21 protein-coding genes and 1 pseudogene are annotated in these 22,476 nt (G+C 62.3%); 12 read left to right on the top strand and 10 right to left on the bottom strand.

Annotated elements, in window-relative coordinates:
- Positions 1-488 precede the first annotated feature (488 nt).
- Complete coding sequence (gene putA / locus MRBLSP13_RS07450) at positions 489-4,094, bottom strand: trifunctional transcriptional regulator/proline dehydrogenase/L-glutamate gamma-semialdehyde dehydrogenase (RefSeq protein WP_363753769.1); 3,606 nt, start codon at positions 4,092-4,094, stop codon at positions 489-491.
- 125 nt (positions 4,095-4,219) lie between these two features.
- Here putA and MRBLSP13_RS07455 point away from each other — a divergent pair, with 125 nt between their 5' ends.
- The 6 genes from MRBLSP13_RS07455 to MRBLSP13_RS07480 all read left to right on the top strand — a co-directional run bounded on the left by MRBLSP13_RS07455 (position 4,220) and on the right by MRBLSP13_RS07480 (position 9,789).
- Positions 4,220-4,657: an Lrp/AsnC family transcriptional regulator gene (locus MRBLSP13_RS07455; RefSeq protein ID WP_363735697.1), complete on the top strand. Its 438-nt coding sequence runs from the start codon at positions 4,220-4,222 to the stop codon at positions 4,655-4,657.
- Positions 4,658-5,116: 459 nt separating this feature from the next.
- Positions 5,117-6,370: a pilus assembly protein TadG-related protein gene (locus MRBLSP13_RS07460; protein ID WP_363735618.1), complete on the top strand. Its 1,254-nt coding sequence runs from the start codon at positions 5,117-5,119 to the stop codon at positions 6,368-6,370.
- Positions 6,367-6,840: a TadE/TadG family type IV pilus assembly protein gene (locus tag MRBLSP13_RS07465; RefSeq protein ID WP_133651629.1), complete on the top strand. Its 474-nt coding sequence runs from the start codon at positions 6,367-6,369 to the stop codon at positions 6,838-6,840. Before MRBLSP13_RS07460 ends, MRBLSP13_RS07465 begins: the two co-directional genes overlap by 4 nt.
- A complete protein-coding gene (locus MRBLSP13_RS07470) occupies positions 6,837-7,217 on the top strand; it encodes a TadE/TadG family type IV pilus assembly protein (RefSeq protein WP_133651630.1) in 381 nt (126 codons plus the stop codon). The genes MRBLSP13_RS07465 and MRBLSP13_RS07470 overlap by 4 nt, the downstream gene beginning before the upstream one ends.
- 112 nt (positions 7,218-7,329) lie before the next feature.
- Complete coding sequence (locus MRBLSP13_RS07475; protein WP_363753782.1) at positions 7,330-8,370, top strand: rod shape-determining protein; 1,041 nt, start codon at positions 7,330-7,332, stop codon at positions 8,368-8,370.
- Between the two features lie 210 nt (positions 8,371-8,580).
- On the top strand, positions 8,581-9,789 hold the full coding sequence (locus tag MRBLSP13_RS07480) for an SEL1-like repeat protein (RefSeq protein WP_363753772.1): 1,209 nt from the start codon (positions 8,581-8,583) through the stop codon (positions 9,787-9,789).
- Positions 9,790-10,133: 344 nt separating this feature from the next.
- On the opposite strand, the gene MRBLSP13_RS07485 is transcribed toward MRBLSP13_RS07480, so the two are convergent.
- The 4 genes from MRBLSP13_RS07485 to alr all read right to left on the bottom strand — a co-directional run bounded on the left by MRBLSP13_RS07485 (position 10,134) and on the right by alr (position 14,457).
- Positions 10,134-11,141 (bottom strand): class 1 fructose-bisphosphatase, encoded by a 1,008-nt coding sequence (locus tag MRBLSP13_RS07485; RefSeq protein WP_363753784.1) that lies wholly within the window; start codon positions 11,139-11,141, stop codon positions 10,134-10,136.
- A gap of 563 nt (positions 11,142-11,704) precedes the next feature.
- Positions 11,705-12,055 (bottom strand): RidA family protein, encoded by a 351-nt coding sequence (locus MRBLSP13_RS07490; protein WP_363735621.1) that lies wholly within the window; start codon positions 12,053-12,055, stop codon positions 11,705-11,707.
- A gap of 21 nt (positions 12,056-12,076) precedes the next feature.
- Positions 12,077-13,330 (bottom strand): D-amino acid dehydrogenase, encoded by a 1,254-nt coding sequence (locus MRBLSP13_RS07495; protein WP_363735622.1) that lies wholly within the window; start codon positions 13,328-13,330, stop codon positions 12,077-12,079.
- Positions 13,327-14,457 (bottom strand): alanine racemase, encoded by a 1,131-nt coding sequence (alr, locus tag MRBLSP13_RS07500; RefSeq protein WP_363735623.1) that lies wholly within the window; start codon positions 14,455-14,457, stop codon positions 13,327-13,329. Before alr ends, MRBLSP13_RS07495 begins: the two co-directional genes overlap by 4 nt.
- A 118-nt stretch (positions 14,458-14,575) precedes the next feature.
- On the opposite strand from alr, the gene MRBLSP13_RS07505 reads away from it, so the two are divergent.
- Positions 14,576-15,046, top strand: a complete 471-nt coding sequence (locus MRBLSP13_RS07505; RefSeq protein ID WP_363735624.1) for an Lrp/AsnC family transcriptional regulator — start codon at positions 14,576-14,578, stop codon at positions 15,044-15,046.
- Positions 15,047-15,113: 67 nt separating this feature from the next.
- On the opposite strand, the gene MRBLSP13_RS07510 is transcribed toward MRBLSP13_RS07505, so the two are convergent.
- Genes MRBLSP13_RS07510 through MRBLSP13_RS07525 form a run of 4 tightly spaced genes read right to left on the bottom strand, consistent with a single transcriptional unit; the run spans position 15,114 to position 19,300 of the window.
- The gene (locus MRBLSP13_RS07510) at positions 15,114-15,875 is read right to left on the bottom strand and encodes a TIGR02186 family protein (RefSeq protein WP_363735625.1); all 762 of its coding nucleotides are present in this window, start codon (positions 15,873-15,875) and stop codon (positions 15,114-15,116) included.
- Complete coding sequence (locus MRBLSP13_RS07515; protein ID WP_363735626.1) at positions 15,872-16,786, bottom strand: sulfite exporter TauE/SafE family protein; 915 nt, start codon at positions 16,784-16,786, stop codon at positions 15,872-15,874. The genes MRBLSP13_RS07510 and MRBLSP13_RS07515 overlap by 4 nt, the downstream gene beginning before the upstream one ends.
- Before the next feature lie 49 nt (positions 16,787-16,835).
- Positions 16,836-17,906 (bottom strand): hypothetical protein, encoded by a 1,071-nt coding sequence (locus tag MRBLSP13_RS07520; RefSeq protein ID WP_363753774.1) that lies wholly within the window; start codon positions 17,904-17,906, stop codon positions 16,836-16,838.
- The gene (locus MRBLSP13_RS07525) at positions 17,903-19,300 is read right to left on the bottom strand and encodes a glycosyl transferase family protein (RefSeq protein WP_363753776.1); all 1,398 of its coding nucleotides are present in this window, start codon (positions 19,298-19,300) and stop codon (positions 17,903-17,905) included. Before MRBLSP13_RS07525 ends, MRBLSP13_RS07520 begins: the two co-directional genes overlap by 4 nt.
- Positions 19,301-19,509: 209 nt before the next feature.
- Here MRBLSP13_RS07525 and MRBLSP13_RS07530 point away from each other — a divergent pair, with 209 nt between their 5' ends.
- Entirely contained in the window at positions 19,510-19,716 is a 207-nt protein-coding gene (locus MRBLSP13_RS07530; RefSeq protein ID WP_363735690.1) for a hypothetical protein, read from the top strand.
- A gap of 152 nt (positions 19,717-19,868) precedes the next feature.
- The gene (locus MRBLSP13_RS07535; RefSeq protein WP_133651642.1) at positions 19,869-20,048 is read left to right on the top strand and encodes a hypothetical protein; all 180 of its coding nucleotides are present in this window, start codon (positions 19,869-19,871) and stop codon (positions 20,046-20,048) included.
- Positions 20,049-20,095: 47 nt separating this feature from the next.
- On the opposite strand, the gene MRBLSP13_RS07540 is transcribed toward MRBLSP13_RS07535, so the two are convergent.
- A complete protein-coding gene (locus MRBLSP13_RS07540; RefSeq protein ID WP_363735691.1) occupies positions 20,096-20,494 on the bottom strand; it encodes a low affinity iron permease family protein in 399 nt (132 codons plus the stop codon).
- Positions 20,495-20,564: 70 nt separating this feature from the next.
- Between MRBLSP13_RS07540 and MRBLSP13_RS07545 the strand changes: the two genes are divergently transcribed.
- The 3 genes and pseudogenes from MRBLSP13_RS07545 to MRBLSP13_RS07555 form a co-directional block, all read left to right on the top strand.
- On the top strand, positions 20,565-20,897 hold the full coding sequence (locus MRBLSP13_RS07545; protein ID WP_363735692.1) for a hypothetical protein: 333 nt from the start codon (positions 20,565-20,567) through the stop codon (positions 20,895-20,897).
- 139 nt (positions 20,898-21,036) lie between these two features.
- Entirely contained in the window at positions 21,037-22,236 is a 1,200-nt protein-coding gene (sucC, locus tag MRBLSP13_RS07550) for an ADP-forming succinate--CoA ligase subunit beta (protein WP_363735693.1), read from the top strand.
- A 113-nt stretch (positions 22,237-22,349) separates the two neighbouring features.
- A pseudogene (locus MRBLSP13_RS07555) lies at positions 22,350-22,476 on the top strand (electron transfer flavoprotein subunit beta/FixA family protein); the annotation flags it as partial.

Here is a 22,476-nt window from a genome sequence, read left to right on the forward strand (position 1 = left end):
CTTGGCTCCGTTCAAATTCAAAACTGTCCCGAGTTTTCGATTGTAACGATCAACCGAAATTCAACTCACCGGCACCATAATCGCGATGGCCTTTTCAGCCGCGGCGATCGGAAAAGCCGAGTGGACGAGTTCAGCTCAGCCGGCGCGCAAACCTGCCGAGCCTGCAATGATGTTGGGCCGGACACTGCCGGATACGGGTCGTGCTGACATGTCAAAAATCGGCCATTCTATCGCGAAACCTGGCCAAGATTGGCCCCGGTTATTGGTCTCTTTCGGTTCCTTCGCGCATGCGTGCCGCAGGTAGGTGGGGAGGATCGGACGGATATGATGCCGCAGCGCGAGCCGATGGTCCTCAATCCGAACTAAGGTCGGGGGACACTCGTCTCGTCGTAGCGGATGCGGCGCCGGATTGCGGTGTCCCCGTTCCGTGGAGATTCCCGCATGGCAAGCTATCCCTCCATATTTGGAAACTGAACGTCTGACCCATATCAACTTATCATCATCAGGCTGGCATTGCCGCCCGCCGCCGTGGTGTTGATAGAGGTCGATACCTCTTCCAGCAACATATCCAGCGGGTAGGCGAGCGGCTCGCCCGTCTGCGCGGCGTGAACGGAGACGATTGGACCAGCCAAGGCCGCCACCTTCGCCACCAGCCGGTTGACTGCGCTCGCGTCGCCCTCGACCAGTGCCGCGGCGAACGGTTCGTTCGTCCTTGCCGGGAAGCAGGCCGCGACGCTGGCCGGCAGGCCCGTCGGGAGCGGCATGTCCTCCACCGCGCCGCGATTGCCTGTCGCGAGCACGGCGGCCATCTGCTCGAAAAGTCCGGTCCGGGTCGCCGGCGCCATCAGGATCAGGCCGCGCGGGTGCAGGGCATAGAGATTGCGCTCGCCGACCGGGCCGGGAAGGGTGAGGGCAAGGCCGAGGGCCGAAGCCTCGCCATAGCGCCGCGCGATGGAGGCGCTCTCCATTTCGCCTTCCGCCTCCAGCCAGTCGGCGAATGCGTGGAGCGGCGTATCAATTTGGCCTGCTCGCGCGCTGAACATGGGCGGCCGCGCGACCAGGCGGCCGAGATAGAGCGGTCCGCCCGCCTTCGGACCCGTTCCGGACAGGCCGCGGCCGCCGAATGGCTGCACGCCGACAATGGCGCCGATCACGTTGCGGTTCACATAGACATTGCCTGCCTTCACGCGCCCGGTCACATGCGCGATCGTCTCGTCGAGCCGGGTGTGGAGGCCGAAGGTCAGGCCGTAGCCCGTTGCGTTGATGGCGTCGATCAACGTGTCGAGATGTTCCCGCCTGTAGCGGATGACATGCAGGACCGGTCCGAACACCTCCCGCTTCAGTTCGGAAATATCCCTGATCTCGATGATCGTTGGCGCGACGAAGGTGCCGTGGGCCGCTTCGGTCGGAAGCGCCTGCTGTTCGACGGGTGCGCTCGCGTTCCGCATCGCGGCGATATGCTTCTCTATCGTTTCCCTGGCCTCGGCCGTGATGACGGGGCCGATATCGACCCTGAGTGCATCGGTGCGGCCGATCCGCAGCTCCTTGAGCGCGCCCTTCAACATGATCAGGGTGCGATCGGCGACATCCTCCTGCAGGCAGAGGATGCGTAACGCCGAACAGCGCTGGCCGGCGCTGTCGAAGGCGGAGGCGATGACGTCGGCGACGACCTGCTCCGCCAGCGCGGAGGAATCCACGATCATCGCATTCTGGCCGCCTGTCTCGGCGATCAGCGGAACAGGTCGGCCCTGGGCGAGGCGCGTGGAAAGCTGGCGCTGGATCAGGCGGGCGACTTCGGTGGATCCGGTGAACATCACCCCGGCCGTCTCCGGCGCCGCCACCAGCGCCGCGCCGATGGCGCCGTCACCCGGCAGCAGTTGGAGCGCATCGGCGGGAATGCCGGCCTCGTGCAGCAGGCGCACCCCCTCGGCGGCGATCAGCGGCGTTTCCTCGGCCGGCTTGGCCAAGACCGGATTGCCGGCGACGAGCGCGGCGGCGATCTGGCCCGTGAAGATCGCGAGCGGGAAATTCCAGGGGCTGATGCAGACGATCGGGCCGAGAGGCTGCTGGTCGCTGCCGAAGGTCGAGCGGGCCTGAGCGGCATAATAGCGCAGGAAGTCGATCGCCTCGCGCACCTCGGCAATGGCATTGGGCAGCGACTTCCCGGCTTCCCGCACGATCAGCCCAAGCAGGGTCGGCATGCGCGCCTGCATCGCGTTGGCCGCGCGATCGAGTATCTCAGCACGTTGGCCAACCGGCGTCCGGCCCCAGGATGAGCGCGCGGCGGCAGCGACGGCGGCGGTCGCCTGGTCGGGGGATGCCTCGACAACGCGGCCGACCAGATCGCGATGATCCGCCGGATTGAGCACCGGCCGTTCTTGGCCCACCCCGTCGGCCGGCGCCGCCTTCCAGGCGAGCGTGGCGCTCTCGCGAAGCGCCCTGCTGAGTGCGGCGAGCGCGGTTTCGTCGCTGAGATCGATACCGTCCGAATTGCGGCGATCCGGATAGAGATTTGCGGGAAGCGCGATTTGATCGTGCCGAGCGCCCGGGTGCGGCATTGCGCGCACCTGGTCGGCCGGGTCGATCACCATCTCGTCGATCGGCACCGCCGGGTTCGCGATGCGGTTGACGAAGGAGGAATTGGCGCCGTTCTCCAGAAGCCGGCGCACGAGATAGGCGAGCAAGGTCTCATGCGTACCCACCGGCGCATAGATGCGGCAGGGCCGATCGAGCTTCGACCGGCCGACCACCTGCTCGTAGAGGGGCTCCCCCATGCCGTGCAGACACTGGAATTCATATCGCCCCACCGCGAAATCCGGCCCGGCGAGATGATAGATGGTGGCCAGCGTCTGCGCATTGTGGGTCGCGAACTGCGGGAACACCGCGTCGGGGGCGGCAAGGAGCTTGCGCGCGCACGCGATATAGGCGACGTCGGTGTGGACCTTCCGCGTGTAGACAGGGAAGTCGGCCAGTCCGTCCACCTGCGCGCGCTTGATCTCGGCGTCCCAATAGGCGCCCTTCACCAGCCGCACCATTATCCGCCGCTTCGCCCGGCGCGCGAGATCGACGATCCAGTCGATCACGAAGGGGCAGCGCTTGCCATAGCCTTGAACCACGAAGCCTAGTCCGTCCCAGTCGGCAAGCTTGGCGTCGAGCGCCAGGTCCTCCAGCAGGTCGAGCGACAGTTCGAGCCGGTCGGCCTCCTCAGCATCGATATTGAACCCGATATCATAGTCCCTGGCGAGTAGCGCGAGCGCGCGCACGCGCGGCAGCAGTTCGCCCATCACGCGATCGGCCTGGGCACGGACATAACGGGGGTGGAGGGCCGACAGCTTGATGGAGATGCCGGGCCCCGCATAGACGCCGCGCCCGTTCGACGCCCTGCCGATCGCATGGATCGCGCGTTCATAATCACCATGGTAACGCTCTGCGTCGGCCATTGTGGTGGCAGCCTCGCCGAGCATGTCGTAACTGTAGCGAAAGCCCTTCGCCTCCAGCTCGCGGGCGCGCTTCAACGCCTCGCCGATCGTCTCGCCGGTGACGAACTGCTCGCCCATCATGCGCATCGCGAGATCGACGCCGCGGCGGATCACGGGCTCACCGGCGCGCGCCACCAACCGGGCCAGCGCCGCACCCAGGCCGCGATCGTCCACGCTGCCGACCAGCTTGCCGGTGACGACCAGACCCCAGGTCGCGGCATTGACGAACATCGATTTGCCACCGCCCAGATGCGAACCCCAATCGCCCTCTGCGATCTTGTCGCGGATCAGCGCATCGCGGGTTGCCGCGTCGGGAATCCGCAACAGCGCCTCGGCAAGGCACATGAGCGCCACGCCTTCCTCGCTCGACAGGGAATATTCCTGGACCAAGCCCTCGACGCCGGTCCCCTTGTGATTGGCGCGAAGCGTTGCGACCAGATTATGGGCGGTATCGTGGATGGCGAGTTTCGTCGCGTCATCCAGCGTCGCTGCAGCGAGCAAGGGCGCCATGCATTCCGCCTCATCGCGCCGGTAAGCAGCGGTGATATGCTTGCGGAGCACGGTCTGCTCTCGAATGGCGGGGGCGAAAGCGGCGAATGGAGTCTGCTCTGTCATGCTGGCAATATAGCAACCAACGGCTTGTCGATCCGACCGAAATATTGTGAAACTTCTGGTTATTTGACTTATGATGGTCAGATCAGGAGGAAATAGTGACAAGAAATAGCGGATCGGAAGTCGAAATGGATGGGTTCGATCATAAGATCGTCGCCGTTCTGATGGAGGACGGCCGCATCAGCGTGACCGATCTCGCCCAGCGCGTCGGTCTCTCCAAGACGCCTTGCCAGGTTCGGATGCGCAGATTGATCGATTCCGGCGTGATCAAGGGCTTTCATGCTGCCCTGGATCCGGCAAAGATGGGGCTGGACCATGTCGCCTTCACCGAAGTGAAACTGTCGGACACGCGGGAAGATGCTCTGAGCGAATTCAATGCTGCTGTGCGCCGCATTCCCGAGGTGGAGGAATGCCATATGATCGCGAGCAGTTTCGACTATCTGTTGAAAGTCCGCACCGCCGACATCCGCCGCTACCGCTTCGTGCTTGGCGAAAAGATATCGAGCCTTCCGCATGTCGCCAGCACCTCGACTTTCGTCGCGATGGAAACGGTGAAGGACCGTTAGGCGCTGTTTCGCGCAGTGACATATTGCGCTGGCAGGTCGATGGCATTGCCGGGCCGTATCCCTGGCTGAAAGCCTGTCGGATGCATCGCAGCCCGTCGCCTTTTCCGACAGCATGAGCGATCGGTAAATCCATGGCGCGTCAGTCGCTTTGAAATTTGCCTTGAAACGATCCGTGTGATCGGAAGGACGATTTCCGCAATATTGTGATCAACTATAATGTTTGCGTGCAAAAAATCTATAAATGTAGATCTAATGGATGCATTATAATTGAATTTATAATGGAAAATTCGAGATATATATTCACAATATATTGTATCATTAAGAGTAATATACATTTATATCAAAAGATATATATTTAATATTATAGTCAATTTTTGTGACAAGATCATATTTTATTAACCCACATTATTTAAATTCCTGCCTCGGTCCGGAGCAATGCTTCTCGAAAGGGATATGGGAATGTTGGGCGGAGCAGTGGGGCGTTTGCTGCGTGACAGGACGGGCAATGTCCTGATGATGGCTGCGGCCTCCATGCCCATATTCATCGGGGCGGCGGGACTGGCCACCGATACGGTGCAATGGACCCTGTGGAAGCGGCAGATCCAGCGTCAGGCGGACAGCGCCGCGCTCGCTGGCGCTTATGCGGTGGCGCAGGGCTTCAGCGCCTCCGACAGCGCGACATCGGATATCAACCGCATGTCGCTTGTCACGCTGACGCAGACGCCCACGATCGAAAATGCTCCCACGACAGGTGCCTATGCCGGCAACAACAAGGCTGTGCGGGTGGTGCTGCAAACATGGGCGGAACTGCCCTTTTCGAAGATATTGGGGGTGAAGGCGCCGGTCATCTATGGCGAAGCGACCGCGGCCGTGGTGGGCAGCGGCGACTATTGCGTCGTTGCGCTGGAAAAGACGAGCACGGTCGGCATCACGCTTCAGGGCAGTGCCACGGTCAATCTGGGCTGCGGCATCGCCACCAACTCGCGGGCATCCAACGCGGTCTATGCAGGCGGCAGCAGCGTTGTGACGGCAACGCCCGTGGCGGCGGTGGGCGGGCTCTCATCCAGTTCCAACTATGTCTCCCCGACCACCCTGCTGCCCTACAGCCTGCCCGTACAGGATCCCTATGCTGGATTACCCACACCCACTGCGGTGGAGCTGACGGGTTGCAAGAATTATAATGACAAACCCGGCGACACGACTTCCATCACGGCTGGCTGCTACAAGAATTTCGACGTCAAGGGCACGCTCAACCTGGCGCCCGGCGTATATTATATCGACGGCGGCACCTTCAACGCCGGTTCGCAGGCGGTCATCAACGGTACGGACGTCACCATCATCCTGACCAGCAGCAACGCGGTGACCAACCCCAGCTCCATCGCGACGGTCAATATCAACGGCGGCGCGACGCTCAACCTGAAGGCGCCGACGGACACCACCAACCCCTATCATGGCGTCCTCTTCTACCAGGATCGGCGCGCCGTGGATTCGGGAACCAACACCATCAACGGCAATGCGAGTTCGGTACTGCAGGGCGCCTTCTATTTCCCCGGCCAGGCCCTGTCCTTCAGCGGCACGTCGGGAATGACCACTGACTGCGTGAAGATGGTGAGCAAGCGGGTGACCTTCATCGGCAACAGCAATATCGTCAATCAATGCACCAACAAGGGCGTCGACAAGATCACCGCCACGCTGGTGAGGCTGGTGGGATGATGATGCGCCTGATTTCGGACCGAGCCGGGAACAGCACCATCGAACTGGCGATCATCATGCCGGTCCTGGTGCTGCTGACCTGCCTGGCGGGGGATGTCGCCATGGCGTTCAAGGCGAAGATCGGGCTTCAGCGCGCGGCGGAGCGCACGGCGCAACTGGCGGCGGCGGGCGGCTACACCAACGATACCACAAGGACGCAGGCGGCCTATAACAATCTGGCCGCCGACGCGGCGGCGGCGGCGGGCGTTTCGACCAGCAACGTCACCATCACGCCTACGCTGCTCTGCGACGCCACCGTCCAGACCGCCAGTCCCGAAGTGCCATGCCCCGATGGTCAGCAGACCAAGCGCTATGTCGCGATCAACATTTCGGGAAGCTACACGCCGATGTTCGCCCAACTCGCGCCCAACAGCCGATGGTCGTCGCAGGGAATCGCGCTCACCGGCTCCGCATCGGTGCGGCTGCAATGATCCGGCTGGTACGCGACGAGCGGGGGGCCGCGGCGATCGAATTCGTCCTTGCCGTGCCGCCTTTCATCATTCTGCTTATGGGTGCGCTGCAAATGGGCATCATCGCCTGCGCGCGCACTGGCCTGCAACATGCGGTGGATGAAGGTGCCCGCTATGCCAGCATCTATCCCACGCCCTCCGATGCCGCCATCATCGCCAAGGTCAATGCGCGCGAATTCGGTCTGGACCCGGCCTATACCAACGATCCGACGATTACCCACGGCACGCAATATGGCCTGCCCTATACCGAAATCACCATGACCTATTCCCGGCCGCTGAACTTCATTGTGTATCAGACGCCGGCCTTGTCGATCAGCTATACCCGCCGGTCCTATTAACCTCAACTGGACCCGGATACCGGACGTGTTGTCGCACCCTGCTTCTGCTTGACAAGGGGGCTGTGCAGGGGGAGCCATCCCGCTCCCCCTGCACAGAATGTCCATCATCCGCATGAAACTGCCGCGCTTCTTTTCCTCGTCCGCCTGCGACATGGCCATCGACCTGGGCACCGTCAACACGGTCATCTATGTGCGTGACCGGGGCATCGTGCTCAACGAGCCCTCGGTCATTGCGATCGAGACGCGCGACGGCATCCGCAAGGTGAAGGTCGTCGGCAACGAAGCCAAGCTGATGATGGGCAAGACCCCCAATGGCATCCAGGCGATCCGCCCGCTGCGCGATGGCGTGATCGCGGACATCGACGTTGCGGAGCAGATGATCAAGCATTTCATGGACAAGGCGCTGGACGGCCACAGCCGCTTCGGCCGCCGCCATGAAGTGGTGATCTGCGTGCCGACAGGCTCCACCATGGTGGAGCGGCGTGCGCTGCGCGACGCGGCCTCCAATGCAGGCGCCTATCGCGTTCAGCTGATCGAGGAACCCATGGCCGCTGCGATCGGCGCCGGACTGCCCGTCACCGAACCGCGCGGGGCGATGGTGGTCGATATTGGCGGGGGAACGACGGAGGTGGCGGTCCTCTCCCTCAACGGCATCGCCTATAGCAACAGCGCGCGCGTCGGCGGCGATCGGCTGGACGACGCAATCGCCTCCCACATCCGCCGCACCCACAATCTGATGATCGGCGAAGCCACGTCGGAACGGGTGAAATGCGCGCTCGGCGCCGCCACCCCGCCGGAGGGCGAGGGCCGCCGCATGGTGGTGAAGGGCCGCGACCTGGTGAACGGCCGCCCGTCCGAAATGTCCATCAGCGAGGCGGAGATCGCCGATGCCCTGTCGGAGCCGGTGGGCCAGATCAAGATGGCGGTGATGACCGCGCTGGAACAGACCGCGCCGGAACTGTCCGCCGACATCATCGAGGAAGGCATCACGCTCACCGGCGGCGGCGCGCTGCTCCAGCGTCTGGACGAGGCGCTTTCCGACGCGACCGGCCTGCCCGTCACGGTCGCCGAAAAGCCCCTGATCTGCGTCGCCATGGGAGCAGGTCGCGCTCTGGAAGACCGCGCCTATGACGGCGTGCTGACCGGCTCCTGACGACGCCGCCTGGACGATGGGGAAGGGAGTATCCCCCCACAACTGGCCGCGCCAGTGAAGGCTGGATCTCAGGGGAGGGTGCTTCTTTTGACACGCGATTTCGGCCGTCGCGGGAACGGCTGATTTGGGTGGTTATGGGACGGTCGGCTATTGAGCTTTGTTCCTGAATAGCCGACATGGCCGATAGTAGAATATGAATGCGGGCGGCTGATGACCATCAGGACTATTCTGGTTTCTTTTTTGGCTTTAGCCATCCCGACAAACGCCATTGCAGGAGCGCCATGGAGTACCGAGGATGCCCGCCTCCTATCTGAAATCGCGTCAAGCTGTTCAGGGGGTGAATATAGTGATGGAGAAACGCGAACTGCGCAAATGATTGCCGCATCTTTGCCAAGGGCAGGCGAGGAGGCAAACCTACTGGACAAGAAACGGGCACACGATGTGTACCTCTATGCGGGCGCGCTCCTAAAGCCGAGCATAGCAAACCCCGAACGCGCCCTCGATCCGTCCTCACTTGTGAAATGCCCGCCCAACCCCGCCCTAGGGGTAAAACTGATGGAATTTTTGATAGGGGATGAGCCAGGGCGGAATAAGGGGCCAAACAACGCTTATTATTGGCTCGGTATTGCAAATCGTCGTGGTGTCGGTGTCTCCGCCGACGCGGTGCGCGCGAGGCAATATTTTTTGCAAGCAAGGGCTTTGGGCATCTGGAACCTGACTGCGGAAGACTGGGGCACATCTCCCAACGACCAACTGCTCACTGTAGCGCGTAAGCCGGAAAACTTCCGATGGATTGAAGCGGCCGCTGCTGCCGGAAAGCAGGGCAGTATCGTGCTGTTGGCTGAGATGGTCGTTGATCGCGAACCTGCACGGGCACGCTCTCTTCTGTCGGCGCAACCAGACGATATATTCGCGGCACGGAAATTCGCAGAATTCGAGATGGAGGGCAAATTTGGATCCCCTCATCCCGAAGAGGCAGTCAGGGCGATGGCTCATTTTCAGCGCCTCAGTCGACCCTATTACGATCTGATGCTGCGAGCCGCCCGGCAATATAACGCCCCGGAGCAAGACATCCCGACTTCTCCCCAACAAGTCACACTGGACGAGTTAGGAGGAAAGAAGCTTCTTCTCGCAGGCCAGAAAGAAGAGTTGGATGCAATAAGAGGCGTGGTGACAGCACGGGCGCTTGTCGATCCAACCGGAACCATACTATATACCGAGGTACCCGATCCTCAGATTTCGCGCTTTCGGATGGCATTTGCTACATTGAAGATATTCACGCCATCCCTGCTCAACAAGGTTGCTCCTTTCGAGCGGAATGGCAGGGCAATTTTTCATTGGCTTAATTTGCCTCCAGTTCGCTGGGCGCCCGCGCCTGGCACGAGCGTAATCCGCGTGCGCGCTGAAGATTTACGATAGCACCTGAAACCGCTGCATGTCAGCTTTTGGGCGATTCAACGACGCAGCCAAATGTCCAAAAATGGTCGCTTCCAGACCGTCCCCCTAACATCCCGGCCCGGACGGCATGGCTCCATCAGCATCATGTGACCCAGCAGCAACAGGTCCCTCAAAAAACATCCTATTTCCTGAACAGGCGTGAAATCGCTCTGTCCTATTCCGCGTTCGCGGTTCTATCCCGCGCTCCTCTTTGAAACGTCAGGCATATCGCGCTCACACGCATACGCGCGCCCCGGCACGCGCGCGCATATGGTGTGAACTTCGACGAAAAATGGCGGAATTCTACGGGTCGCGGGAGCGTTGCTCTACGCGGCCCTTCCATAGGCGGTGACAGTCTCCACCTCGGCCTTGTCGCCCAGCACGACCCCGACGCGCTGGTGCAGGCCGGTGGGCGTCACCTCCATGATCCGCTGATGGCCGTCGCTGGCGGCCCCGCCCGCCTGCTCGATCAGGAAGGACATCGGATTCGCCTCATACATCAGCCGCAGCCGGGCCTTGCCCGATTGGCGGTGATCGGCGGGATACAGGAAGATGCCGCCGCGCTTCAGGATACGGTGGACGTCGGCTACCATCGAAGCGGTCCAGCGCATGTTGTAATCCTTGCCCAGCGGCCCCTCCGTGCCCTGGATCCGCTCCTCTACATAGCGCGCGATGCCGGGCGACCATTGCCGCCGCCGCGCGATGTTGATGGCGAATTCGGCATTGCCCTGCGGCATCTGCATCGGGCCGTCGGTCATTCGCCAGGACCCGATTTCCCGATCGAGCGTGAATTCAAAGACGCCCGTGCCGATGGTCAGCACCAGCAGCGTCTGCGGCCCGTAGATCGCATAGCCGGCCGCCACCTGCTGCGTGCCGGGCTGGAGGAAGTCCTGTTCGATCACCTCGCGACCGGAACATTCCTCCGGCGCCTTGAGCACGGAGAAGATGGTGCCCACGCTCAGGTCGACGTCGATATTGCTGGACCCGTCGATCGGATCGAACAGCAGCAGATATTCCCCCTTCGGATAGCGGTTGGGGATGCGATGGAGCGTCTCCATCTCCTCCGAAGCCATTGCGGCCAGATGTCCGCCCCATTCATTGGCGTCCAGCAGCAGTTCATTGGCGATGACGTCCAGCTTCTTCTGCACCTCGCCCTGCACATTCTCGCTGCCCAGGCTGCCCAGCACTTCGCCCAGCGCGCCCTTGGACACGCTATGGCTGATCGTCTTGCAGGTGCGCGCGACGGTTTCGATCAGCAGGCGCAATTGCGGCGGGATGGCGTTCGCCTGGCGCTGCTGCTCGATCAGGAAGCGGGTGAGGGTTACAGACTGCATAGGGCGGGTTACTCGCTCAAGAAAATATGGCGCGCGGACGCTCGCCATGCATGGGACCAGCGATGCCGTAGCGGTCCCGCGCGCATCGGCAAAGCGCCAATTCGTGGTACTCCCGGGACGCGGGACGATCCGTTCACGGTTCCAGACTGGCCGCCACGCCGGTCCATGTGCGAACAGCGCGGCCTCGCGCAGCTGTTCCGGTGTCGGGCGGATGCCGGTGTAGAGCGCGAATTGCTCGATCGCCTGCAGCACGATGACTTCGCCGCCGGGAATGATCGCCTTTCCTGCCGCCCGGGCATTGCTCACCAGGCAGGAGGATTGCAAGGCTCCGGTCGCGGCCATGGCGTAGGCCCAGGCGGGCTAAAGGTCGTCGGAGGCGCAGGCGGTCGAAGGAGGGTATGGCGCAACAGTTGGCGAGACGGGGCCCGCAGCCTCCGGTGCTGCATCAGAGGCCGGGCAGATGGCGGCATCCGACCACGTGCCGAATCTCCAAATTACCGTTTGCATCTTGCGGGGCCTTGTGAGGATTGCCATGCCCTTAGGCACGGCAATCCCCATATGGTTCACCTGGCCCTGGCAGCGGTGACGATGATCTCGACCTTGTAGTCGGGGCTGGCGAGCTTTGCCTCGCCCGTGGCGCGGGCGGGTGCCTCGGCATCGGCGATCCATGCGTCCCACACCGCGTTCATCTCGGCAAAATCATTCATGTCGGCAAGCCAGATCTGCGCCATCAGCATATGATTCTTGCTGCTGCCCGTCTGTTCGAGCAGCGCGTCGATCTCTGCCAGCACGGCGCGGGTCTGGGCGGTGACGTTTTCGCCGGGCGCGCCGATCTGCCCTGCCAGATAGATGGTGTCGCCATGAATGACGGCTTCGCTCATGCGCGGGCCGCGGCCGATGCGGGAGATGGTCATGCAGGAAGGTTCCTTTTCTGGTTATGAATAGCGGCTGATTGCAAGATCTGCGGTCTCGATCCGGGGCTCGCGCCCGCCGATGATGTCCGCGATCACATGCCCCGACCCGCATGCCATGGTCCAACCCAATGTGCCATGGCCGGTGTTGAGGAAGAGGTTGGGGATTTTGGTGGCGCCGATCACCGGCGTGCTGTCCGGCGTCATCGGACGGAGTCCGGACCAGAAGCTGGCGCGGCCCAGATCGCCTGCGCCCGGGAACAGCGAACCCACCGAATATTCCAGCGTATCCCGCCGCGCCCTGGGCAGTCCTTTGGAATAGCCCGACAGTTCCGCCATGCCGCCCACCCGGATACGGTCGCCCAGCCGCGTGATCGCGACCTTGTAGCTTTCATCCAGCAGCGTCGATACCGGCGCCCGCGCTTCATCGACGATCGGGACGGTGATCGAATATCCCTTCACCGGATAGACCGGTAGCCTGATCCCCAAGGGCGCCAGCAACAGCGGGGAATAGCTGCCCATGGCGACCAGATAGGCATCGGCCCGGACAGGGCCGCTATCGGTCTCGACATGGCTGACCTTCCCGTCCGTGACGGCGATCCGGCCGATGGTGCGTCCGTTGAGGAAGGTCACGCCCTTCGCCTTCGCCATCTCCGCCAGCGCATTGGTGAATTTGAAGCAGTCGCCGGTTTCATCATTGGGGAGCCTCAGGCCCCCGGCGAGAGGCACGCCGCTGCCCGCCAGGCCCGGTTCCGCCGCGATGCATCCTGCTGCGTCGAGCACTTCGAAGGGCACGCCGTCCGCCTGCAGAACAGCGATGTCCTTGGCGATGCCGTCGAGTTGTTTTTGCTCGCGGAAAAGCTGCAAGGTGCCCTGCGACCGTTCGTCATAGGAAATGCCGGTTTCGCGCCGCAGGTCGATCAGCCGGTCACGGCTATATTCGGCCAGCCGCACCATCCGGCTCTTGTTGATCGCATAGGCGCGTTCGTTGCAATTGCCCAACATCGCCGCCATCCAGCGCAGCATGGCCATGTCCATCTGGGGCCGCAGGATCAAAGGGGCGTGCTTCATGAACAGCCAGCGCAGTGCCTTCATCGGTATCCCCGGCGCCGCCCAGGGTGAGGCATAGCCGGGCGAAATCTCGCCGGCATTGGCGAAGCTGGTCTCCAACGCCGGGCCGTCCTGACGGTCGATCACCGTCACTTCATGCCCTGCCTGCGACAGATACCAGGCAGAGGTGACGCCGATGACGCCGCTCCCCAGAATGGCGATCTTCATGCCTTCATGCTCCGCTGGTGCCGGATCGTCGCCGCGCCCTGGATGGTGCGGTGATAGCGATGTCCGAGTTGTGTCAGGATTTCATAGGCGATGGTGCCGGCGTCGGCCGCCACCTGATCCACCGTTTGATGGGGGCCCAGCAGTTCAGCTGGCGCACCCGGATAAAGGAGGGCGTCGGGTATGTCGGTCACGTCCAGCGTGATGCTGTCCATCGACACCCGTCCCACGATCGACGCGCGATGGCCGCCAATATAGGCCGAGCCCCTGTTGCTGAGATGGCGCGGCCAGCCATCGGCATAGCCCACCGCAATCGTGGCGATGCGCGTCGCCCGCTCGCAAACATGGGTCAGGCCATAGCCCACGGCCGCGCCGGCCGGAACGGTCCGCAACTGGATGATCCCGGCATTCAGCGAGACGACCGGTTGCATTATCGGGCCATCGCCCTGGGGGGCCCCGCCATAAAGGGCGATGCCGGCACGCACCATGTCGAAATGCCTCGCATGCAGGAAGCTGCCGCCGCTATTGTCCAGCGAGCGGGGCACATCCGGGAAATCCTTGCTGAATGTCTCGAAACTTTGGCGCTGTTTGTTGTTGGAAGGGGCATCGGGATCGTCGGCGCAGGCCAAGTGGCTCATCAGCAGGCGGAGGTCGATGCCCGCCAGGCGTTCCGGCTCCGCGCGCAGGATGGCGACCTCCTCCGGGGGCAGGCCGAGCCGCGACATGCCGCTGTCTGCCTGCAACGCTGCGGGCAAGCGTCGATTCAGGGTCCGGGCCATTTCCGACCAGCGCGCGATCTGATCGAGCGAGTTCAGAACCGGAATGGCGCCGATGGCCGCGCAATCGCTTTCCATGCCGGGCTGCAGCCCGTTGAGGATGAACAGGGCGGTGCCGTTGTCGAGCATGGTCCGGAGCGCCATGGCTTCGCCGAGATGCGCGACGAAGAAGTGGCGGCATCCCGCCTCTTGCAGACTGCACGCGACGATGTCCGCACCCAGGCCGTAGCCATTCGCCTTGACCACGCCGGCAACGGCGGCGGGGGCTACCTGCCGTTGGATCATCCGGTAATTCTCGACCAGCGCGTCGAGATCGATGCGGAGCACGGCTGCGGCGGTATCGATGGACGGCATATCCTTCCCCCTTCAAGGGGAAAGTAGCGTGCCTCCTTGCGAAAATGCTCTCAAATGACAGAAGGATCGTCTAATAAGAGCAAATATTTCGAAGGTTATTCGTAGGAAATGCAATAAAATGTCAGAATCGCTGGACGCCATCGACCGATCGATCATCCGCCTGCTCCGGCTGAATGCACGGCGGCCCAATTCGGAAATCGCGGCGGAGGTCGGTCTTTCGCCTTCGGCCTGTCACCGGCGTATCCGGATGTTGGAGGATGCCGGCGTGATCCGCGGCTATACTATCGTGACGACGCCTATGGAAAAGGAAGGCCGCGCCGTCGATGTGCTGGTGCAGGTGACGCTCGATCGGCAGACGGAGGATTATCTTGCCCGTTTCGAGCATGCCGTGCGGCAATGCCCGGAAATCCGGGAATGTTTCCTGATGACCGGTGGCGTCGATTATTGGCTTCGAGTGGAAACGGAGAGCGTGGCGGCCTATGAGGCGATCCATAGCGAGATCCTCTCCCGCATGCCCGGCGTCACCCGGATCAACAGCAGCATCGCGATGCGCGATGCGCTGCGGCCCAGGAAAGCGGCACGGCGATGACGGGCACGACGCCGCGCCTGGCGTGCATAGGGGGAAGCGCGGCTGAACGACATTCGAACGGTGCGAGCTAGACCCGTCTGGCAATGGCGCCCGCCGCCCATCCCATGCCGACCGCCAGCATGATCGCCGCCAGCCCATAGGCGAAGGGCCATTGTTCGGCAGAGACGGCCATGAACCGCTCGAACCCCGACTTTCGGACGGTGATGTCGCGCACGGCGGCGGCCACCACGCGGCCGTCCTGCACGAGGAAGGTTTCCGCCGTGTAATCGCCGACGATTACCCGGGCCGAAAGCGGCAGTCGCGCCCGGTATAACACGCCGTCCGTGATCTCTACCGTTCCGGGGCGCTCGACATAGAGACCGGCCCTTTCCCTGAGGTCGATCAAACCCTTCTGGAACCGATCCAGCTCCGCGCTTTCATTGAGCGAAGAGGGCGAAAGCTGGAGCTTGTCCACGCCCATTTCATAGATCGCCGCCGTCCGTTCATCGACCATCCTGTCGATCGGGCGGGACGATGCGATGGCGTAGAAGCTGGGAGCGGAGCGGAAACGCGCGCTGTCGGCGTTGATCCATATGCCGGCGACCTTCTGCTTTTCGCGCATCGTGATCGATTGATCCGGCCCCTTCAGAACGACCATGATGTCCGGCGGCTTGCTGGGCCGACGCCCGTCGGGATAGACGATCGCGCCGAACAGCAGCAGGTCCGCACCCGTGAAGCTATATTGTATTTCCACCTCGCGCTGGGACACGTCGGGCACGAGCATGGGTTCGTCTGCCGCCGTCAGCAGCAGCAGGGCGGGGAGAAGGGCCAGAAGCGCCCGGCGCCTCACCGCAGCTCCACCGTATAGATTTCGTCCGGTCGGAACCCCAGGCCCAGCGCCATCCGCGCCGCCACCAGCAGCACGATGGCGGCAAGCAGGATGCGCAGATATTCCGGCCGGATCGTCATCGAGATGCGCGTTCCGACCTGCGCGCCGGTCACGCTGCCGATCAGCAGCAGCAGGGCCAGGACAAGGTCAACCGCATGCGTGGTCATGGCGTGCATCATCGTCGTCGCCATGGTCACGAACAATATCTGGAACAGCGACGTGCCAACCACGGACTGGGTCGTCATCCCCAGCAGGTAGAGCATCGCCGGAACCAGGATGAACCCGCCGCCGACGCCGAGCAACATGGTGAGTATGCCGGTCGCCATGCCCAGCAGTAGTGGTGCCAGCGGCGAAATATACAGCCCGGACCGATAGAAGCGCCACCGCATTGGCAAGGCCGCGACAAGCGGATGGTGCCGCCTTTTGCGCGCTTGGATCTTCCTGCCGGTCTTCAGCGCTATCAGCGCCTGTATCGATTCCTTTGCCATCAACGATCCGATGCCGCCCAGCATCAGCACGTAAAGAATGCCGATCACCGTATCGATCTGTCCTATGGCCTGCAGCAGACGGAAGATCAGCACGCCCAGGCCCGCGCCCACCACGCCGCCGGCGATCAGCACGCCGCCCATGCGGAAGTCGACCGTGCCGCGCGACATATGGGTGAAGACGCCGGATACGCTGGCGCCTGTCACCTGGCTGGCCGCCGAAGCCGCGGCGACGGTCGGAGGAATGCCGTAGAAGATCAACAAAGGCGTGGTCAGGAATCCGCCGCCCACCCCGAACATGCCGGAAAGCAGGCCCACCACGCCGCCCAGGGCAATGATGACCAGCGCATTCACCGACAGGTTGGCGATGGGCAGATAGAGATCCATGCAATCCCTGGGTTAAGCCCAATATGCGGAGAGATAAAGGCGCTCTGCCTTAAAAATCAGCCCCAAGCGTTACTGCCGGACCGGAAGCCGGCGCGGCACGCCCCGCGATCCGTTCCCGCCATTCGACGCTCAGCCTGGTGCCGACAGGCTTTATGGGCAGGCGGATCTGAAGTTCCGGGCCGATGTCCAGTCGCTCCACCTGCGGCTGCGCCCCGCCGGAAAGGCTTGCGCCAAGCCGCACGGGCGCGTTGCCGAGGGGCGACAGCAGCGAGATCTTGCCGTCCACGAACAGGTCGCGTGACCGGAAACCGACCATGCCGCTCTGCGCATAGGCTTCGACTTCCAGGGACGGCGCGACCCGCGTCGGGCCGAAACCGCCGACCGCCAGCACGGCATTGGCGTTGCGTCCGCCCTGGCCCAGGGCAAACCGTCGTTCAGCGGCGAAGCTGACGGGGACGGTGCGCGCTGGCTGCCATGCCAAGCCCAGCGCGCCTTCGGGAGAGACCGGCTTGTTCAATGCAGCACTGGCGCGAGCATAAGCGGTCGCTCGGCTGGAGGCGCGCGGGGTCAGGTCGAAATCGAGGCGGAAACCCGCCTGTGATCCGCCCAGCCGTCCGCCGGTCGCGGCATCGGCGCGGGGGGCACTGTCGTCGCGCCACAGCAGCCAGGCACTGCCATGCCAACGGCTGGTGCCAGCGGCTGGCGGGTAGGCCATGGGCAAGGCAGGTGAAGGGTTGATCGATGGAGCGGCTCCCATGACCTTGCCCGAAACCTCCTCGGTCGACGCCGCTTCCCTTGTAGCGGGTGCGGCGGGTGCCAAGGCTGCTTTGATCCTTGTTGCTCTGGCCCATGGTGACGATGCCATGAGCGCCAGTCCCGGCGCTGCGGCGGCAGATGTCAGCCTTTGCGGCGGCCCGCTCTGCCGAACTGGCGGACCATGCCCTTCGGCTGTGATTCCTACGTTGGTCGCATAAGTCGTAGGACGGAATGGACCCTCACCGGGACCGCCCATTGCGCCGCCGAGAAGGTCGAAGCCGGTCCCCGCCAGACGGATGGCGACCCAATCGGCTATAACAAGCGTGAAGAAGCGGACCGGGCGTCCGCTGGCCGCCTTGTTCATGCCTGGGATTCCAGATCCGGAAAACGATGCTGTGTCTTGTCCCAGGTCAGCGGCCTGCCGATGAGCGACCGAAGATAGAGGAGCATGGCCCGTCTGGCGGCCATCATGGCAATGATATTGGCGATCAGCGTGCGCGGTATGGCGCCCAGTCCGAAAACCCATCCATAAGCCATGCCGGAAAAAATCGCCCGCATCGCCATTCGCCAGCTCATGAACCCGAAATTGATCCACAGCAGGACTTCGATGACGGGGGAGATCCTGGCGAAAGTGACATCGCTGAACAGGCCTGCGACGAGCAGCACGCCCCAGAGCAGAAGCGCGAGATAGGCGGTAAACAGGACGAAGGCGGAAAGGGCGGCGGCGCGGTCCCGCATGCGCATCCACCATTCGGCAGGGCCGCCCTGCCAGCCCATGCGGTCCCAGCCAGCAAGTGAGATGCCGACCATCCAGCGCGCCTTCTGCTTGACGGCTGCCTTCAGATTGTCGGGAAAATATTCCCTGGTGGCGACGAGATCGCCATTTCCGTCGCGCATACGTACGAAGATGCCCCGTCCGCCCATGTTGCTGATGCGCAGGCCGACCTCATAATCCTCCGTTAGCGATTCCGGATCAAATGGTCCGCCGGGGCCGGCATTCGCCAGCCGCTCCAGCATCTGCCGTTCAAATGCGCACGCTACGCCAGCCGAGGGCATGGAGGCGCCCATGGCTTCACGCACGGTCAGGAACTTGCCGTGGCTCTCCGCAAATTCATCGCAATAATGATTGGCGATAAGCTTCGACCACCAGCCGCCATTGCCGGGCAGGGGCAGGACCGGAAGCTGAACGAGCTGGAATCGGTCCGTCATCACGTCGAACAGTCGGATTTCATCGCGGTGAACCACGTCTTCCGCGTCATGCAGGGCGATCGCCTTGAAGCGCGATCCGGTACGTCTTTCCTCCTGAAGCATGGCGCGCCAGACACGGTTCAGGCAATCGGCCTTCGTGGTCGGCCCGTCGCGTTCGTTGATGCACAGGATCAGCCGCTCTTCGCCGGAAGCGAGGGGCGTCAGTATATCCAGAGTGGCTCGGTCATTGGGATAGATGCCGACAAAGATGCGGTAGTCCTGATTACCCCAGCGGTTCAGCGCATTGCGCAACATTCGGCCGATCACATCGGCCTCCTGCCAGGCGGGAATGAAGATGGCGATGCGGCCCGGCTGCCGCGAAGCCGGCAGGGTCGCCGTCGTCATTCGCTCGTGGCGCGAATAGACAATCAGCTTGCGCCACAGCCGACGACACAGGAAAACTGAGTCTATAATGAAATCATCGATCCCGCCAATCGCCAGTCCCACAACCGCGAACAGCAGAATTTCATGATGAACCCTCCCCAGAATAACGAAGATGGTCTCCCCCACGGAATGCGGCTCCCTGTATTCCCCGGACGCGCTATGGCAGCAAAGAATTGATTCTCAAACATTTATTGGTTGCGACATCGGAATGAACATCGATCTTCAGCCCTCTTCCAGCCCACTCCCACAGGAGCAAGCAGCATGATCAATCGGCGCTCCTCGGCGCTGCGTGATTTTCTGAAAAGCGAAGCGGGGCGGGCGGCCGCCTCCTGCTGATGGGGGCTGTCGCCCTGGCCATGCTGTTCGCCAATTTGCCGGGGCCTGCGGGGCATCTCCATCATGCCTTTGTTCATGCGGAGGCCGGGCCGGAATTGAAGCGCGGTCTGGGCAAGCAGATCGGCATCTTCGGCAGCATTCTCGCTGGCTTGCGGCTTTCGGCCGTGACGGGATATCTTGTCCTGCGACGTGCCAAATACCGCTGAAGATCCTGATTTACTCGTCCAGCCGCCTTTCCCATGCGTCGGACGGAATCGTATAGCTACTGGGCCGGTGTTATCCTGACGCTGCCGCAGAGCGAATCGCACTTGATGCGAACTCCAGCCAATCTTTTCAACGATCAGGTAGGAGGGTGAATATGAATAGGGAGATGGATGTAAATTATCTGCTGCACAGGCAGCAGGTCGCCTTGATCCGTGCGCAGATGAGCCGGTCGGCGAAGGGCCGGGAAGCCTATGAGGGTCTTGCGCGCGGCTATACGGATCAGATCGATGCCTACAGGCGTCAGAATGAAAATCTGGTCGATCTGACCCATTAAGCGTCCCCGCATTTCCCCACGATACTCTGGTCGTGACGACCCCTCTGTCAAAGCCGGTTGATCAGTCGCGCTATCGATTCATGATGCGTTGCATCGTCACCGCATTCCTTTTCCAGCATGGACTTTATCTGCTCCAGTTCTGCTTCGGTCAGATGTTCGATACCGATGAACTCGTTCCGTGCTGTCGAAAGGGCGCGTATCAGTTCGTCCATTTTCGCCTGAATGGCTGAGCCATCCCGATTTTGCGCATTCTGGATCAGGAACACCATCAGGAAGGTGACGATCGTCGTGCCGGTGTTGATGATGAGCTGCCATGTGTCGGAATAATGAAAGATCGGGCCGGTCACGATCCAGGCCAGGATGATCAGCGCCGCCAGGATGAAAGCGGCAGGCTGGCCAGACCAACTTGCGATACGGTGGGCAAAGGCTGTGAAAATCCGGTCCATCTTTCTTTTTCTCCGCTGGCCATAGCAAATATTTAGCCCCTGTTCAGGCCATGCTTGCCATGAAGGCGGGATGACAGCCATCCCTTTCCGTGCGCTGGCCTGCGGGCTTGGCGCTTCTCTCTTCCTGATGTCCTGTGCGACGGTTTCGCCCGAATCACGCCTGCGAACGGGCTTGATCGATGCGGGCGTGTCTCCCCGCATGGCGGGCTGCATGGCGGAAAGGATGGTCGATCGGCTGAGTTTGGCGCAGCTCCGCAGGCTCCAGTCGCTGGCCTCGCTCCGCAAATCTCACATGGGCGACATGACGGTGGACCGGTTCCTCTTCAAGGTCCGCGCGCTGGAGGATCCAGAGATATTTGCCGTGACGAGCAAGGCGGCGATCGTCTGCGCCATCGACCGCTGATTTCGCAATAACCGCGCTGTCGCTTCGCAAAGGTTTTGCAATTTTGCAAAGTCATTTTGCGAAATTTTCTGGCGCTGGCTCCCTGCCTGTGCTTAGCCGCTGTCCAGAAGAGTTTCAGCGGAAAGGACGGGCGAGCCCCATGAACATCCACGAATATCAGGCGAAGGAATTGCTGGCCAAATACGGCGCGCCGATCGCTGCCGGTTATGCCGCCTTCTCCGTCGAGGAAGCTGTCGAAGCGGCGAAGAAACTGCCCGGGCCGCTCTATGTCGTGAAGTCGCAGATCCACGCCGGCGGCCGCGGCAAGGGCAAGTTCAAGGAACTCGCTCCTGAAGCGAAGGGCGGTGTCCGCCTCGCCTTCAACCTGGATGAGGTCAAGGCCCACGCCACCGACATGCTCGGCAACACGCTGGTCACCATCCAGACCGGCGAAGCGGGCAAGCAGGTCAACCGCCTCTACATCACCGACGGCGCCGACATTGCGAAGGAATTCTACCTTGCCCTGCTGGTCGACCGCGCCAGCAGCCGGGTCGCTTTCGTAGTGTCGACCGAAGGCGGCATGGACATTGAAGAGGTCGCCCACTCGACCCCGGAAAAGATCCACAGCTTCTCTGTCGATCCGGCCGCCGGTTTCCAGCCGCATCACGGTCGTTCGATCGCCGCCGCCCTGGGCCTGAGCGGCGATCAGGCTAAGCAGGCTGCCAAGGTGGCTGCCTCGCTCTACGCCGCGTTCCTCGACACCGACGCCGAGCAGATCGAAGTCAATCCGCTGGCGCTGACCGAGCAGGGCAATCTGTTGGTCCTCGACGCCAAGGTCGGTTTCGACGGCAACGCGATGTTCCGTCACAAGGACATCGCCGAACTGCGCGACCTGACCGAGGAAGATCCGGCGGAAGTCGAAGCGTCCGAATATGACCTCGCCTACATCAAGCTCGACGGCAATATCGGCTGCATGGTGAACGGCGCGGGCCTGGCCATGGCGACCATGGACATCATCAAGCTGAACGGCGAATTCCCCGCCAACTTCCTGGACGTCGGTGGCGGCGCCAACAAGGAAAAGGTGACTGCGGCCTTCAAGATCATCCTGAAGGACCCGGCGGTGAAGGGCATTCTCGTCAACATCTTCGGTGGCATCATGAAGTGCGACATCATTGCCGAGGGCATCGTCGCCGCCGCCAAGGAAGTGAACCTGTCGGTTCCGCTGGTTGTCCGCCTGGAAGGCACGAACGTCCAGCAGGGCAAGGACATTCTGGCCGCTTCGGGTCTGGCCATCGTCCCGGCGGACGATCTGGGCGACGCGGCGAAGAAGATCGTGGCGGAAGTGAGGAAGGCAGCCTGACGCAGCTTTTCGCCTGAACAAGACACCAAGGGGTGCGGGTGGTCCGGTAACGGGCTGCCCGCGTCCGCGTTCGCATTTGCGAGCTTGGCGTGAATGAAGGAAGGATGTTGGAGATGAAGATCCTTGTGCCCGTGAAGCGGGTGATTGACTATAATGTGAAGCCGCGCGTGAAGGCGGATGGGACGGGCGTCGATCTGGCGAACGTCAAGATGTCGATGAACCCTTTCGACGAGATTGCGG

This window comes from Sphingobium sp. LSP13-1-1.1 (assembly GCF_040676415.1).
GTDB lineage: Bacteria > Pseudomonadota > Alphaproteobacteria > Sphingomonadales > Sphingomonadaceae > Sphingobium.

Excerpts from the sequence above, each read along its gene's own strand:
- alr (WP_363735623.1), bottom strand. The coding sequence starts at position 14,457 with ATGCCGTCCATCGATACCGCCGCAGCCGTGCTCCGCATCGATCTCGAC.
- MRBLSP13_RS07545 (WP_363735692.1), top strand. The coding sequence starts at position 20,565 with ATGACAGCCATCCCTTTCCGTGCGCTGGCCTGCGGGCTTGGCGCTTCT.
- MRBLSP13_RS07535 (WP_133651642.1), top strand. The coding sequence starts at position 19,869 with ATGAATAGGGAGATGGATGTAAATTATCTGCTGCACAGGCAGCAGGTC.
- MRBLSP13_RS07455 (WP_363735697.1), top strand. The coding sequence starts at position 4,220 with ATGGATGGGTTCGATCATAAGATCGTCGCCGTTCTGATGGAGGACGGC.
- MRBLSP13_RS07470 (WP_133651630.1), top strand. The coding sequence starts at position 6,837 with ATGATCCGGCTGGTACGCGACGAGCGGGGGGCCGCGGCGATCGAATTC.
- MRBLSP13_RS07495 (WP_363735622.1), bottom strand. The coding sequence starts at position 13,330 with ATGAAGATCGCCATTCTGGGGAGCGGCGTCATCGGCGTCACCTCTGCC.
- MRBLSP13_RS07490 (WP_363735621.1), bottom strand. The coding sequence starts at position 12,055 with ATGACCATCTCCCGCATCGGCCGCGGCCCGCGCATGAGCGAAGCCGTC.
- MRBLSP13_RS07540 (WP_363735691.1), bottom strand. The coding sequence starts at position 20,494 with ATGGACCGGATTTTCACAGCCTTTGCCCACCGTATCGCAAGTTGGTCT.
- MRBLSP13_RS07505 (WP_363735624.1), top strand. The coding sequence starts at position 14,576 with ATGTCAGAATCGCTGGACGCCATCGACCGATCGATCATCCGCCTGCTC.
- putA (WP_363753769.1), bottom strand. The coding sequence starts at position 4,094 with ATGACAGAGCAGACTCCATTCGCCGCTTTCGCCCCCGCCATTCGAGAG.
- MRBLSP13_RS07520 (WP_363753774.1), bottom strand. The coding sequence starts at position 17,906 with ATGAACAAGGCGGCCAGCGGACGCCCGGTCCGCTTCTTCACGCTTGTT.
- MRBLSP13_RS07515 (WP_363735626.1), bottom strand. The coding sequence starts at position 16,786 with ATGGATCTCTATCTGCCCATCGCCAACCTGTCGGTGAATGCGCTGGTC.
- MRBLSP13_RS07530 (WP_363735690.1), top strand. The coding sequence starts at position 19,510 with ATGGGGGCTGTCGCCCTGGCCATGCTGTTCGCCAATTTGCCGGGGCCT.
- MRBLSP13_RS07485 (WP_363753784.1), bottom strand. The coding sequence starts at position 11,141 with ATGCAGTCTGTAACCCTCACCCGCTTCCTGATCGAGCAGCAGCGCCAG.
- MRBLSP13_RS07460 (WP_363735618.1), top strand. The coding sequence starts at position 5,117 with ATGTTGGGCGGAGCAGTGGGGCGTTTGCTGCGTGACAGGACGGGCAAT.
- MRBLSP13_RS07465 (WP_133651629.1), top strand. The coding sequence starts at position 6,367 with ATGATGATGCGCCTGATTTCGGACCGAGCCGGGAACAGCACCATCGAA.
- MRBLSP13_RS07475 (WP_363753782.1), top strand. The coding sequence starts at position 7,330 with ATGAAACTGCCGCGCTTCTTTTCCTCGTCCGCCTGCGACATGGCCATC.
- MRBLSP13_RS07480 (WP_363753772.1), top strand. The coding sequence starts at position 8,581 with ATGACCATCAGGACTATTCTGGTTTCTTTTTTGGCTTTAGCCATCCCG.
- sucC (WP_363735693.1), top strand. The coding sequence starts at position 21,037 with ATGAACATCCACGAATATCAGGCGAAGGAATTGCTGGCCAAATACGGC.